Annotated in this window: 12 protein-coding genes; all 12 read right to left on the reverse strand. The window is 35.9% G+C overall.

Annotated elements, in window-relative coordinates; all coding sequences use genetic code 11:
- Window positions 1-46 precede the first annotated feature (46 nt).
- Window positions 47-721, reverse strand: a complete 675-nt coding sequence (locus QJV27_RS10795; protein WP_281449015.1) for a hypothetical protein — start codon at window positions 719-721, stop codon at window positions 47-49.
- 393 nt (window positions 722-1,114) lie between these two features.
- Entirely contained in the window at window positions 1,115-1,759 is a 645-nt protein-coding gene (locus tag QJV27_RS10800) for a hypothetical protein (protein WP_281449016.1), read from the reverse strand.
- Window positions 1,760-2,086: 327 nt separating this feature from the next.
- On the reverse strand, window positions 2,087-2,767 hold the full coding sequence (locus QJV27_RS10805; RefSeq protein ID WP_281449017.1) for a hypothetical protein: 681 nt from the start codon (window positions 2,765-2,767) through the stop codon (window positions 2,087-2,089).
- 333 nt (window positions 2,768-3,100) lie between these two features.
- Window positions 3,101-3,790 carry a hypothetical protein gene (locus QJV27_RS10810; protein ID WP_281449018.1) on the reverse strand — a complete coding sequence of 230 codons (690 nt, stop codon included), beginning with the start codon at window positions 3,788-3,790 and terminating at the stop codon, window positions 3,101-3,103.
- Window positions 3,777-4,607 (reverse strand): hypothetical protein, encoded by an 831-nt coding sequence (locus tag QJV27_RS10815; protein ID WP_281449019.1) that lies wholly within the window; start codon window positions 4,605-4,607, stop codon window positions 3,777-3,779. Before QJV27_RS10815 ends, QJV27_RS10810 begins: the two co-directional genes overlap by 14 nt.
- Before the next feature lie 165 nt (window positions 4,608-4,772).
- Entirely contained in the window at window positions 4,773-5,435 is a 663-nt protein-coding gene (locus QJV27_RS10820; RefSeq protein WP_281449020.1) for a hypothetical protein, read from the reverse strand.
- A gap of 46 nt (window positions 5,436-5,481) precedes the next feature.
- Complete coding sequence (locus tag QJV27_RS10825) at window positions 5,482-5,694, reverse strand: hypothetical protein (protein WP_281449021.1); 213 nt, start codon at window positions 5,692-5,694, stop codon at window positions 5,482-5,484.
- A 134-nt stretch (window positions 5,695-5,828) separates the two neighbouring features.
- Entirely contained in the window at window positions 5,829-6,497 is a 669-nt protein-coding gene (locus QJV27_RS10830; protein ID WP_281449022.1) for a hypothetical protein, read from the reverse strand.
- Window positions 6,484-8,925, reverse strand: a complete 2,442-nt coding sequence (locus QJV27_RS10835; protein ID WP_281449023.1) for a M23 family metallopeptidase — start codon at window positions 8,923-8,925, stop codon at window positions 6,484-6,486. Before QJV27_RS10835 ends, QJV27_RS10830 begins: the two co-directional genes overlap by 14 nt.
- 14 nt (window positions 8,926-8,939) lie before the next feature.
- Complete coding sequence (locus QJV27_RS10840; protein WP_281449024.1) at window positions 8,940-11,315, reverse strand: type VI secretion system Vgr family protein; 2,376 nt, start codon at window positions 11,313-11,315, stop codon at window positions 8,940-8,942.
- A 499-nt stretch (window positions 11,316-11,814) separates the two neighbouring features.
- Window positions 11,815-11,952: a hypothetical protein gene (locus QJV27_RS10845; RefSeq protein WP_281449025.1), complete on the reverse strand. Its 138-nt coding sequence runs from the start codon at window positions 11,950-11,952 to the stop codon at window positions 11,815-11,817.
- Window positions 11,924-13,111 carry a tyrosine-type recombinase/integrase gene (locus QJV27_RS10850; protein ID WP_281449026.1) on the reverse strand — a complete coding sequence of 396 codons (1,188 nt, stop codon included), beginning with the start codon at window positions 13,109-13,111 and terminating at the stop codon, window positions 11,924-11,926. The genes QJV27_RS10845 and QJV27_RS10850 overlap by 29 nt, the downstream gene beginning before the upstream one ends.
- Between the last annotated feature and the right edge of the window lie 1,219 nt (window positions 13,112-14,330).

The following is a 14,330-nucleotide window of genomic DNA, read 5'->3' on the forward strand; positions in this document are numbered from 1 at the left end:
GAGGCTTGATATAGATTATACTCATGCACTGCATCTTTTATTAAATCTATTTATCATCGAGAAATTGAACTGTATTGAGGATTTTTATTAAAATTGGCGTGTAATCAAACCGTGTAGTCCCAAGTTGTTTTTTGTTTGGAATATATTGGGAAATCCCATTACCGCATAATTTCTTGGTTTTATCTTTATTAAATAGACAAAAATTAACTAGTTTAAAAAAATTTTTATCTCTCATATTACAATCAAGACTTGTCCATAACCAACCAGACGCATTGGGTGTATGAAGTTGATATATTCGATTGGCTTTATATTTTGTACCATAAACATATCCGTCCATATCTTCATTTTCACTAGTCAATTCCCATTGATCGTCACTAGAATTATACTTTATATAACTTTCATCTATCTTCGCATTGATTTTACATAACATAGTAAATCTCATACCGCCCGATAAAAAATCTGAATTATCATCATGAGGAAGGTTTTTTTGAATTAATAATTGCCCCTCTTTAATATTAACCCAATTAGGCACATTAAAACTAATATTTCCACACCTCTTACTTTCTTTGTATAATTTTGTTGGTCTAAGGTCTGGAGGTATAGACCAATCCAATATTTTTATTTTAGTTATTTCATTTGTTGTTATATTTTGTGCACAAACAACAGAATTAAATGAAAATATAGATAAGCCTATTATTGTTATATAAATAGAAATCTTCATATTATTTCTTCTTATTATGTATTGGTTTTTTAGCTTTAGCTGAAGAAGAAACTCCTGCTTCACCATTGATCTTTCTTGGTATCCAACCTTTAGGTATCTCTAACTTGTTTTGTCCGTCTGGAAACTTAAGCTCTGTCAAAACTAATAAACAATTTGTATAGGCAGATGAACGTAATTCAAATCCATTAATAGATTTTCCATATTGTGGTCGTTTTGGTGATGGTTTATATTTGCCAAAATTAACAACATTAGAAACCTTCCAAAAAGAAGGACTACGATAATATGCTTTACTTCCAACAGTTACCGTTTCTAATTGTTGTGGCTCATCTGCATATTGCGAAATACTGGTGCTTCTACTGACCCAATAAAAACCTGATGAATCTGTTGGAAAAGCTATTTATCATCTAGGAATTGAGCAGTATTGAGGACTTTGATTAATATCGGAGTGTAATCAAATCTTGTTGTTCCAAGTTGTTTTTTATTGGGGATATATTGAGAATTACCAAAGCCGCATAATTGTTTTGTTTTCTTATCGTTAAATAAACAAAAATTAGCTATTTTTGTATAGCTTCCGCCCATGACACCAAAGCTAATCATTGTATGCACCCAACCAAACGCATTTGGCGTATGGAGTTGATAAATTTGATCCGATTTAAGCTTAGTCCCTTCTATATAATCCTCTTGATCTTCTTTAGATAATTCCCATTGTTTCGTAATATCGTTAAACTTAATATTATCTTGGTTTAAATTAATTTTTGTTTTACACAACATTCCGAAACCAATTCCTCCATAAAAAATATCAGACCTATCATCGTTTATAAATTTTTTTTTAATTACTAAATATGATCTTATTATAGCTACCCAACTAGGGATATTAAAACTAATACTTCCACATTTTTTACTTTCTTTATACTCATTAGAAGCTATGAAATCGTTAGGTATAGACCAATCTAATATTTTAACTTCTTGTGCATGAGCTACAGATATCGTTATTAAAGCGATAAAAATTGCTATTATATATTTATTATTTCGGATCATTACCGTGTATATCCCTTTGTTTCCACCCTTTTGGTATTTCTAGCTTTTCTTTTCCATCTGGGAATTTAAGTTCAGTTAAAACCAACAAGCAATTAGTGTATCCACAACACCGTTCTGGAAAGCCATTAATAGACGTTCCATATTGGGTTCTGGATGAACTATAACTGCCATAATTGACAACATTAGCTACTTTCCAAAAAGAAGGACTACGATAATAGGCCTTTGTTCCAACTAAAACCGCCTCTAAATTCTGCTCTTCGTCTGCATATTTAGAAATATTTATGCTTCTACTCGCCCAGTAAAAACCTGATGAATCTGTAAGAAAGGCTATTTATCATCGAGGAATTGAGCAGTATTGAGGATTTTGATTAAGATTGGGGTGTAATCAAACTTTGTCGTTCCAAGTTGTTTTCTATTTGGGATATATTGAGAATTACCAAAACCGCATAATTGTTTTGTTTTCTTATTATTAAACAAACAAAAATTAGCTATTTTTGTATAGCTTCCACCCATAACATCAAAGCTAATCATTGTATGTACCCAACCAAAAGCATTTGGTGTATGGAGTTGATAGAGTTGATCAGATTTAAGCTTAGTCCCTTCTATATAATCCTCTTGATCTTCTTTAGATAATTCCCATTGTTTGGTCGTATCGTTAAATCGAATGTTATCTTTGGTTAAATTTACTTGTGTTGTACAATCTAGACTGAATGTAATACCCCCAGATAAAAAATCTGAATTATTATCATGAGGAATTTTTTTTGTAATAAATAATTGAAAACCTTTAAAATTAACTAACTCTAGAAATTTAAAGCTAATATTTCCACATTTTTTACTTTCTTTATAACGACTAGATTTTATAATTCCAGCATCATATTTTAAAATTATAGGATCTATAGACCAATCTAATATTTTAGTATTACTACTGTTTCTTTCCTGTCCATAAGCTACAGATATAGTAATTAAAGCAATAAATATTGCTATTATATTTTTACTATTTCGGATCATTGCCGTGTATATCCCTTTGTTTCCACCCTTTAGGTAATTCTAATTTTTGTTGCCCATCTGGAAATTTCAGTTCTGTTAAAACCAATAAACAATTTGTATAGCCACAACAACGCTCTGGAAAGCCATTAATACTGGTTCCGTATTGTGGACGCTTTGGTGATGGACTATAACTGCCAAAATTGACAACATTAGCAACCTTCCAAAAAGAGGGGCTACGATAATAGGCCTTTGTTCCAACTAAAACCGCCTCTAAATTCTGCTCTTCGTCTGCATATTTAGAAATACTTATACTTATACTTACCCAATAAAAACCTGATGAATCTGTTGGAAAAGCTATTTATCATCGAGGAATTGAGCAGTATTGAGGATTTTGATTAATATCGGAGTGTAATCAAATCTTGTTGTTCCAAGTTGTTTTTTATTAGGGATATATTGAGGATTACCAGATCCACATAATTGTTTTGTTTTCTTATCATTAAATAGACAAAAATGAGCAAATTTCGTATAGCTTCCGCCCATAACATCAAAACTAATTATTGTATGTACCCAACCAAATGCATTTGGTGTATGGAGTTGATAGAGTTGATCTGATTTCAGCTTAGTCCCTTCTATATAATCCTCTTGATCTTCTTTGGATAACTCCCATTGTTTTGTAACATCGTTAAATCGAATGTTATCTGTGTTTAAGTTCACTTGTGTTTTACAATCAATATCAATTTTAATTCCATCAGATAAAAAATCTACTCGATCATCATGAGGGAGCTTTTGGGTAAGAATTAAATTGAAATTTCTAAAATTAATTAACCGAGCAAATCCAAAACTAATATTTCCACATTTCTTACTTTCTTTATAATAACTGGATTTTATAATCCCATGATCATATTTCAAAGTTATAGGATCTATAGACCAATCTAGTATTTTAGTTTTTGTAACATCATTAGTTGTTATATTTTGTGCATGAGCTATAGATATCGTTATTAGAGCAATAAGGATTACTATGCTATATTTATTATTTCGGATCATTGCCGTGTATATCCCTTTGTTTCCACCCTTTTGGTATTTCTAGCTTTTCTTTCCCATCTGGGAATTTAAGTTCAGTTAAAACCATTAAACAATTTGTATATCCACAACAACGCTCTGGAAAACCATTAATAGACGTTCCGTATTGGGTTCTGGATGAACTATAACTTCCGTAGTTCACTACATTCGCTACTTTCCAAAAAGAAGGACTACGATAATAAGATTTTGTTCCAACGGTTACCGCTTCTAATTGTTGTGGCTCATCCGCATATTTAGAAATACTGGTGCTTCTACTGACCCAATAAAAACCTGATGAGTCTGTTGGAAATTTTGTTTTTCTACTAGAAATATCTTCTCTAATTCTATGATATTCTGCTAAATTTGGATAATTTGCATCTTGCATGACTTTCATTTTTTCTTTGCGAACATCATTCCCTTTCATATGATTGATTTTACCATATGCAGTTTGGTAGGATTTAAAATCATTCGAGATGGTTTTACCCAAGAATTTCCAGTAAGTCGCATAGTTTTCTGGATGGGTTAATTGCAAAATGCCTCGCCCCCCCCAAGGTTGATACCAATAATGACTTTTTTCTTGTAAAGTAGTCATCCATATTGTTTCTTCAAAAGCATTCCCTAAAAAACCAGCCATTCTTAACGGGGTATTAATACAATATTTACGAAACATCTTATTAAGATTGACCCTTAATGCTTCCAATAAATTGGTAGAAGCTCCTCTTATGCTCTTTGAATACCAATGAGAATTCTGTTCAACATAAGGCAAAAATGTCTGCTTTAACTCCCCATCACTGAGCCACATACATTTTCTAAAATGCTTGATGAACTCAATAGGTGGGAAATGCCAGTGGTTTTTATCGAGGGTCAGGCCTGCTTTTTCCCAAAAAGCAAGGGCTTCGGCGTGTTTTTTAAAGTCTTGAAACTGTTCTTCGTTATAATCCGCATCAACATTACGATCAGCAGTCGGCTATTTATCGTCAAGGAATTTCGTGGTTTGTAATATTTTATAAATGGTCCCGGTATAATTGCCAATATTCTTATCAATATCTTTTTTGTGAGGAATATATTGTACGTTACCAGCACCACATAATTGCTTGGTATGAGCATTATTGGTAATACAAAAGCCTATACTTCTTATATAGTCATCACCATTACTACCTTTTGTGCCCATTATACTCTCTGGCTCATCTTCTATTAACCATCCAATTCCATTTTTGGCCTTAATTTGATAAATTCCTTCAGAACTTCCATCATTTTTCCACACCCATTGTTGTTTTTGGGGATTATAGATAAAATTACTGCTATCTTTAGGATTCATTTGAACATTTTTTGTTGTGCAATTTAAAGATATTTGTATTCCCTCACCAAACCATTTATCAGTCGGAGTCTGATGATGCTTAGTATTTGTTTTAATTATTAAATAACCAAGATTAAAATAACTATTATTCGGTAAATTCATTTCAATATTACCGCATTTTTTACTATTTTTAAAAGCTGTTGTTGGTACTTCATAAGGAATTCTATAAGACCAATCTAATATTTTAGTCGTTACCTGTTGTTCTTTTGCTTGAACTGAATGAATAGAACCAAAAACCAGATAACCTACTAAAAGTATATTTTTAATATTCACTTTGACTTTCCATGTTTTTGTGATGCAAAGATATTTTTATCGTATCTTAAGGCTGCTCATTAATCTTGCGCGTTTTATATCCCTCTGGAAATTCTAATGTCTTATTTCCTTTTGCATCAGGAAATTTCATTTCGGTTAATACTGCCAATGCATTTCCATAGACTGCACATCGACTATCAAAGCCATTAATCCCATGATAATTGGTTCTGGATATTGCCCCGGGCAAATTGACCCCAGCAGCATTGCGCCAAAATGCCATACTGCGATAATATACATGCCCTCCTGTAATCACAACTCTCTCTAAATTATGTTGTTCATCGGCATACTTATTGGGAACTACATTGTGAAGATCCTGATATACCCAATAAAAACCTGATGAATCTGTTGGAAAAGCTATTTATCATCAAGGAATTGAGCGGTATTGAGGATTTTGATTAATATCGGAGTGTAATCAAACCTTGTGGTTCCAAGTTGTTTTCTATTTGGGATATATTGAGGATTGCCAGAACCACATAACTGTTTGTTTTTTTGATTATTAAATAAACAAAACTTTGCTATTTTTGTATAACTTCCGCCTATGACATCAAAGCTAATCATTGTATGCACCCAACCAAAAGCGTTTGGTGTATGAAGTTGATAAATTTGATCTGATTTAAGCTTTGTTCCCCCTATATAATCCTCTTGATCTTCTTTGGATAATTCCCATAGTTTGGTCGTATCGTTAAATTTAATATTATCTGTGTTTAAATTAACTTGTATTTTACAAGTTATACTAAATGAAATGCCTCCAGATAAGAAGTCTACTCGATCATCATGAGGAAGTTTTTTTTTAATATTTATTTGAGCTTCTTTAATATCGACCCAATTTGGAATATCCAAACTAATATTTCCACATTTTTTACTTTTTTTATACGAAGAGCTCGCTCTAGCATCAGGAGGAATATACCAATCCCAAATTTTCGTTTTAAGTATATCTTTATCTGTTCTTTCCTGTCCATGCGCTACAGGTAATGTGATTAAAGCAATAAAAATTGCTATTATATATTTATTATTTCGGATCATTACCGTGTATATCCCTTTGTTTCCACCCTTTTGGTATTTCTAGCTTTTCTTTTCCATCTGGGAATTTAAGTTCAGTTAAAACCAACAAGCAATTAGTGTATCCACAACACCGTTCTGGAAAGCCATTAATAGACGTTCCATATTGGGTTCTGGATGAACTATAACTGCCATAATTGACAACATTAGCTACTTTCCAAAAAGAAGGACTACGATAATAGGCCTTTGTTCCAACTAAAACTGCCTCTAATTGTTGTGGCTCATCCGCATATTTAGAAATACTGGTGCTTCTACTTACCCAATAAAAACCAGATGAGTCTGTAGGGTCTTCTAGTTCTTTATTAGAAATTCTTTTTCTTAAAGTATGATATTCAGCCAAATTTGGATAATTTGCATCTTGCATGACTTTCATTTTTTCTTTTCGAACATCATTTCCTTTCATATGCGCAATCTTACCATATGCGGTTTGATAAGACTTAAAATCATTTGAAATGGTTTTACCCAGAAATTTCCAGTATGTTGCATAATTCTCTGGATGAGTCAGTTGCAAAATACCCCGTCCTCCCCATGGTTGATACCAGTAACTACTTTTTTCTTCTAACGTTGTCATCCATATTGTTTCTTCAAAAGCATTCGCCAAAAAACCAGCCATTCTTAAAGGCGTGTTAATGCAATATTTTCGAAAAGACTTATTCAAATTAACTCTTAAAGACCCCAACAAATCTGAAGCCCTCTTTATTCCCGTAGGATACCATTTCGATTTTTGCTCAACATAAGGAACAAATGTCTGTTTGAACTCACCCTCACTAAGCCACGCACATTTTCTAAAATGCTTAATGAACTCGACGGGTGGGAAATGCCAGTGGTTTTTATCGAGGGTCAGGCCTGCTTTTTCCCAAAAAGCAAGGGCTTCGGCGTGTTTTTTAAAGTCTTGAAACTGTTCTTCGTTATTGTCAAAGATTTCTTTCTTTACCCAGTCATAGCGAGTATCAAAGTCGCTGGTTTGCCATTCTGTGGGGAACTTACAAAAGAGCTTGCCCATCTTTGTATCTAGTTCAGCATCCAGCAACTCGGATTTTTCTTTATACGTCTTTTCGTTATAATCCGTATCAACATTACGATTAGCGGTCGGGGTTAAGAATAATAATTGCGCACTAATCGACTTTTTTTGCCAATTCTCTTGGATCATCTTGTTGATAATGGCTGAATCAGAACGCCCATCTGTGGGCTTAGTATCATCATTGACCACCCCCCAGCCTTTCCAATAAGGGAAGTCCGCATCGCTGTATTTCTTGATGTTTTTATTGTTTAAATCAATCCAAAACACACCTTGAGGGGTTTGAATTCTCCTAAAATGCGTAATGCTTTCAGTCGCTGCAAAATCCTCATCCCCGATCACACGACCAAAACGCAATAATTCAAACCCAGCTGTGGGTTTAGAAGGGTAAAGCTTTAACGAGGCTTGATATAGATTATACTCATGCACTGCATCTTTATAACGACTATCCCCTTGTGTAACCACAGGATCGCCAATTTGCTTGCCATCCTCATCATAGCTTGTAAACGTGCATTTCCCCTTATCAAACGCCATTTCTACATACATATGTTGACCGACTGTTATTGGCGTAGGACGAGATATAAGTGCTTCTTCAGGCTCGGTCTGAGTTATATCAACCGTCTTTTGCTCAGAAAAAGGCGTATAATTACGTTGCGTTAAATCAACCGTTGTTTGCCGAACAATGCTTGGACTCAAAATATCTGGTTTGTCAAAAAGAGGAATAAACTTAGGCACAAAGAAATACATACTACCAAAACAAGCATCGGTTCGGCCATTTTGTGCTCTAAACTTTTCTTCACATTGATATTGATTAGTATAATAACTGGGCGCACTAAACGCTAAGTCCCCAAGAAATTTCTTAGTATTGGCTTCATCGGCAACAATCTCAAAATGAATTAGCCCTTCATTTCCATAAATCTGTCCAGCTTGCCCTAATTTACCTTTGCGATGTATTTCAGAGCCTGTAGTTACCGTTGCTTCAATAGATTTCAAGTGCATGTAAATCGAGTAAAACGTAACGGCTAAGTCTTCTCCTATCTCTGTATCATGTTGGATAACCACACATCCATCATCACACCATCCTCCTTTACCCATATTATTTAAAGGATGAGGATCCTTAACCTCTGGCGTGGGTTGACGGACATATAAAACCTTACCATCTGCAATCGCTCTGACAGGAACCCTGTTAATTAATCTTACACTTTTCTCATCACTTTCTGGAGCTTGCAGATGCACCCCACCATGCCACCTTAAATGGCTGCTAACAGGGAACTTACCTCTATCGATCCGTCCCATTAATCCATCAACAAAATCATCAATAGATTGGCTTTGATTAACATCACCATCAGGTAAAAAAGGAGGACTTATAATCATTACATATGACTTTCTTATTCTGAAAAGTTAAAATCACCCATTTTCTTAGGCTGAGGCATAGGAGGGGGATCGATCGGCATTGACCCGGGGGTTTTTTTAATAACAACCGCTGTTTTATGGATGATATGATCTGGGGCGTTCATAATCACTTGATCTGGGGTAATTTTGATAAAACACTTCTCTCCACAAACCAAATTAATCTCTTTCGGAGAAAAGGTCTGTATTTTCCCGTCATGAGAAGTCAGCGTAATATCCATTTTGGCATCGAGGTTCATCTGATTATCTTGAGCCTGTAGCTCGACTTTGCCATATCCTGCGACGGCTCTGAGGTCTTTATTGTGGGCAAAGAGGGATATCTCGTTCGATGCTGCCATTGTGACGTTGTTTTTAGCGTTGAGGCTAACATCTTTGCCTGCTGTGGTGATGACGTTGCGCCCTGCGTTGTGTTGGATACTGGAGGGCGTGGTCTGAGCAATGCCTGCGGGGGCGGAGATGAGGACACTTGCTTGTTGGAGCATTGAGATCGCTCCTTCAATCAAGCTCATGAGGTTTGAAGTATCTAACCCTGTCGCCTTTGACGCATCCGCTGCATCTTTAAGCTGCTTGGCTTGATTAAGCGCACTACTGAGCTGTCCAGTTGCTTCGATCATATCCAGCTGACTAGAACTCGCCTTTTGTCGTCCATCTGCACTGATAAAGATCCCGTTATTGGCTCTAATCGCGCCCCATTTGTCGGTTCTCAGCTCAAAACCTTCCCCTCGTTGTTGACGAGAACTATCAACCAGATGCCCCATATTGAGCTGGGTCTTGCCTCCATATTCTGTGGAGAGCTTGATATGTTCCTTACCCCGTTCATCCTCCATTCTAAGCTTATTGTTAGATGGCGTTCTTAGAACGTTTCTTTTATAGTTCTGAATGGTAACATGATCGCCGTTCGCTGAATCATGCAGGGCATAAGCAATATAGGGTCTATCAGGGTCGCCATCTTCAAAGGCAATAGCCACTTCTGTTCCATCTAAGAGTGGCCAGTGAAAGCCATAGGTTCCCCCACTATAGGGCTTGGCTAATCTAACCCACAGGCTTTCTTTGCCCTTGTCCCATGTGTCTAAGTCAAAGTCGAATTGAACCTTATAGCGTCCCATCTCGTCAATATGACTGTAAGTATCAAACTTCTCTGTGCTGCTTACCCTGGCTGGAATGGTTCCTGCAATATGGGGTCTGGTCAGAAGTTTAGGTCTAAACCCTATTTGATCACGATAAGGAATGGCTTCAAAGGACATCTCATATTTGCCATTCCTTGAGCCTGAATTAGTCGTAGAGACAATGAGGAACCCATCTTTTAACGCAGGGTCTGTTGACCCTCCTTCAAGATCTAAAACCTTCCCAGGATAAAGGGAGGGATCATTGGTAAAGCCTGTAATTCTGATCTTATTATTTTTATACCGTTCATTATGCAGCCTGGCATGAAAAGACCCCGTTTCTATTTCGGGGTCTATGTCTGTGCCGCGTTCTAAATACCGATCCCCATAATGATAGGGAACTCCGTAAGTGGTATTATCGGGCTGCCAACTATCCGTCTCGCTGTTCTGTGTCGCATTGGCGGTTCTATAGTTATAATCCTTAACCTTTGCCCCTGCTTGCACCACTTGATGATGAACTTCTAAGCCCCAAACAGAAAGAATGCCTTTATCATTCATGCCAGATCCTGCTGGAGATCTTACAGGAAGACTATTGCCAAACACATATTTGCTTTGATCGTCGGAGAATACGATTACATCAAGATCAAGCCTGCTATCCATATCAAAGCGATACCAAATGCCATCCCACGCAAGCTTACGCGCGATAAAGTCATAATCGGTTTCTTTATATTGCATATCCTGCTCATGAGCAGGGTAAGTATGGGTAAGATCAAAATGGAAATCCTGACCTTCAAACCCATGACGATCCCTAAGCACTTTTTCAACAATTTGAGGAATAGATTGATTTTGAAAGATGGAGGTATATTGGGTTTTGCGTAACAAAGCCAAACGGGGCTCTAAGGTGACTTGATAGAAGGTCTGGTCTTTGGAACTGCCAAGTTTCGAAAACCCTGTAATAACACCATAGACCCGCCTTTGAGGCTCTAAATCAGAAGGGGATTGAAAGAAAAACTTAGCAGGGCAGTTTAAGACATCTTGAGGAGTGATGGTCGGATCGATAGAGGTAAAACGGATTTGATAAGAAAAAGGCTCACTGAGTTTTTCAACCCCATGAAAGTCCTGAATATCAATATCAGAATGACAGCCTGTAATAGAGAGATGATAGCGGTTATGGCCAGCACCAGAGACACCGAACCCTTTTCCAGTAAGAAGAGCCTTCGTTGCATCATCCACAACGTCAAACATACCCATACCATCACCCCAATAATTTATTAATAAACCAATATTATTATTACTATTTAATAAAATAATGGCGTTTCAATAAACGAGGCAAGTCACAAATTAGAAAAAGAGCAATATTATTCTGTTTTAACTATAAGAATTAAGGCGATTTCCTCGCGCGCGCATATTGGCCAAGAAACTCATTTTGATTTCTTGATTTCTTTTGATTTATTTCAGACTGCAACCTATCGTAAATCAAAGTGCAACTGGTTGCAGTTTGGTTGCACCCTTTATATTTTTAAATATTGGCTGTTTTCTGCCGTTTATACGTTGTTTATAGGGTGGACCCCCTGCAACCAAACTGCAACGGGGGTTGCACCCTGTTTTGATAAGGAAACTCTAGGGCTATATTGAGTTTATGGGGGTGCAACTGCAACCAAAAATATTATATGTAGCTAGGGCTTATTTGGGGTGCGAATATACCTGCGATGCAAAAGCCGTAGGAAGGACCCAAAGATACCCCCCCTCCCTATGATGTGGCTTTCGTCAAATCTTTTGGCTGTATCATAATCTTGCGCGAAGCAGGGGCTTGCTCTTGCCCCGCGCACGTACGCGCGTAATGGTGTAAAAACTCTAACTCACCCCTTACAGTAATTGGCCCAGTCATTCATCAAGATGCGCCGTTTATCCAGCATATCACCGCGTCTATAAGCAGCTTCAACCTTTGACTTGATTGTATGGCCAAGAGACATTTCAAGGATTTCTGGCGATGTCTGCGTAACTTCACTGCCCCAATCTCTAAAAGATGACCTGAACCCATGCAATGTCATGGCCTTGTCTTGTGCTGCATCCTTAACGGCCGTTAGGACTGCTTTGTCATAGATGGGCTTTTTGTTATATTGAAAAACATATTCGCCCTGGTTGTCATTGATCTGCATAGCGCGTTCAATAATGGCCATAGCTTCGTCAGATAAAGGTACTCTGTGTTCATTGTTGGTCTTGCTGCGTGAGGCTGGCAGCGTCCAAACTCTTTCTTTGAAGTCGATTTCGTCAACGCGCATTTCTCGACCTTCGGCTGAACGACAAGCTGTCAAACAAAGAAAACAGGCTGCCAGATTGGGAATATCATTGATGGCCTTCAAACGCCTATAAAGTTTACTGATAGATTGCCAAGGATAGGCCTTGCGATGGGTTGTCTTGGAAATGATAGAAGGCTTAGGCAATAGGTTTTCAAGAAAACCATCCCATTTTGCGGGGTTGTCTCCCTTAAACCAACCACGAGCCTGCGCGTATTTGAAAACACGATCAAGCAAGCCTTGCAGCTTTGCCCCTGTGATGGTTTTTTCATACCAGATTGATTTTAATAAGGTCAGAATATCATCTGAGGTAATGGATTGAATGCCTCGCCCCTCAAAGACAGGATAGGCATAGTTTGTAAGTAATCCCTCTATTTCACCTTTTGTTTTCTTACCGTTCCACTGTTTAGAGCGCGCATCAATATAATCTTTTGCTACATCTTCAAAAAGTTTGCGGTTCTTTTTAATCTCAAGCCGACCAGCGCGCTTTTGTTGTAAAGGGTCTAATTCATCCTTTAACATCGCCCTGCTTTGCCTTGCGAGCTCTCTGGCTTTATCCAAAGTAATATCTGGCAATGATCCAAGGCCTAACATTCTAACCTTGCCCGTAGTAGGACTTTTGAACCGAAAGACCCATGCACGCGAATTGCCCCGAATATTTAAATAAAGATTGCCCCCGTCTGCGTGCATCCCTTCTTTTAACCGATTGATCTTTTTTTCTGATAGTTGATTGGGAACTAATCGAGGCATTTTCTGATACTCTGGTTCGTAGATGTATAAACGGTGTATATGGTAGTAGAATAACCTATTCTACGATAATACCATAAAATCACAGTTAAATCAATACTTATAGTGTTTTAATCGATACATTTGTATTACTTAACGTATATTATAACGACAGAAAAAATCATCATTTTTCTTTTAACGAACAACTAAAAATAAAAAACACCAACATCAAACCAGAAAAGCTATTTCAAAGCCTAAACAACTAATTGTAATGAAAATTATCAATATTCTTTGAAATACAAAACTATTTATGTCAAATGAATACAGTGTCATTTTTAAAGATCGTTTGTATTACATAGTTTTACAGCAGTATAAAATTCATTGGTATATAAATCATATTCTAATGAATCATTATTTTCTTTTTCTATTGCATAAGGATGAATAATTTTTACTCTATTAAAATTATTTTTGACCAGATGAGGAATACAAGATAGTGATTTTAATTGTTTTAATAGATCGAAAAAAGAAATTGTTAAATTCAATTAAGTATTATTTAACTAGATCTAAAACAATATAATAAGCTCTTGTATTGTTAAATTTTTCTAGTTTCGTAGTTTTTAGATATTTTAATACTTTTTTGTTTAGAATATGTTTTAATAAATTTATTTCTTCATTACCTAGTTTGGTAATATAAGCAGACGTTTTTGGAATTTTATAAGTTGAATTTATATTTCAAAATAGTTTTCTTTGATCTGTTTTAATATTAGAAATTAAATGATTATTTTGAAATATAAATTTGTCTTGGTTATTATTAATGGTCATTGCATGTTAAGTTATGTTTGAAGTTTTATCAGATAAAGTCACACGATACTTTTTATTGATCTTACTATGTGCCTTTGGCAATGTTCAGATATTTTTAAGTAAGTAAGATATACATGTTATTAAGGACGAAGATAATTAGTAAATAAACGACATCAATAAATTAATTTCGATAAGTTAAAGTTATATAAGGTTTGTAGTTTTATTTTTAATTAATGCTTATTTGAATTAAAAAGTTAAATTTTATAGTTAAATAGTTAAGCATTAAGATTATGTTTAAAAATTATTAAATATCAATACGTTTTAAGTTTATGATGTTCCTAATATGCCGATGATTTGTTCCTAATGTGCCGATGATTTGTTCCTAATGTGCCGATGATTTGTTCCTAATGTGCCGAAAGAATTATCGACTTGTGGATAAGTG

It is taken from the genome of Commensalibacter oyaizuii, from assembly GCF_029953265.1.
In the GTDB taxonomy this organism is placed as follows: domain Bacteria; phylum Pseudomonadota; class Alphaproteobacteria; order Acetobacterales; family Acetobacteraceae; genus Commensalibacter; species Commensalibacter oyaizuii.

Excerpts from the sequence above, each read along its gene's own strand:
- QJV27_RS10795 (WP_281449015.1), bottom strand. The coding sequence starts at position 721 with ATGAAGATTTCTATTTATATAACAATAATAGGCTTATCTATATTTTCA.
- QJV27_RS10800 (WP_281449016.1), bottom strand. The coding sequence starts at position 1,759 with ATGATCCGAAATAATAAATATATAATAGCAATTTTTATCGCTTTAATA.
- QJV27_RS10805 (WP_281449017.1), bottom strand. The coding sequence starts at position 2,767 with ATGATCCGAAATAGTAAAAATATAATAGCAATATTTATTGCTTTAATT.
- QJV27_RS10810 (WP_281449018.1), bottom strand. The coding sequence starts at position 3,790 with ATGATCCGAAATAATAAATATAGCATAGTAATCCTTATTGCTCTAATA.
- QJV27_RS10815 (WP_281449019.1), bottom strand. The coding sequence starts at position 4,607 with ATGTGGCTCAGTGATGGGGAGTTAAAGCAGACATTTTTGCCTTATGTT.
- QJV27_RS10825 (WP_281449021.1), bottom strand. The coding sequence starts at position 5,694 with ATGGCATTTTGGCGCAATGCTGCTGGGGTCAATTTGCCCGGGGCAATA.
- QJV27_RS10830 (WP_281449022.1), bottom strand. The coding sequence starts at position 6,497 with ATGATCCGAAATAATAAATATATAATAGCAATTTTTATTGCTTTAATC.
- QJV27_RS10835 (WP_281449023.1), bottom strand. The coding sequence starts at position 8,925 with ATGATTATAAGTCCTCCTTTTTTACCTGATGGTGATGTTAATCAAAGC.
- QJV27_RS10840 (WP_281449024.1), bottom strand. The coding sequence starts at position 11,315 with ATGGGTATGTTTGACGTTGTGGATGATGCAACGAAGGCTCTTCTTACT.
- QJV27_RS10845 (WP_281449025.1), bottom strand. The coding sequence starts at position 11,952 with ATGACTGGGCCAATTACTGTAAGGGGTGAGTTAGAGTTTTTACACCAT.
- QJV27_RS10850 (WP_281449026.1), bottom strand. The coding sequence starts at position 13,111 with ATGCCTCGATTAGTTCCCAATCAACTATCAGAAAAAAAGATCAATCGG.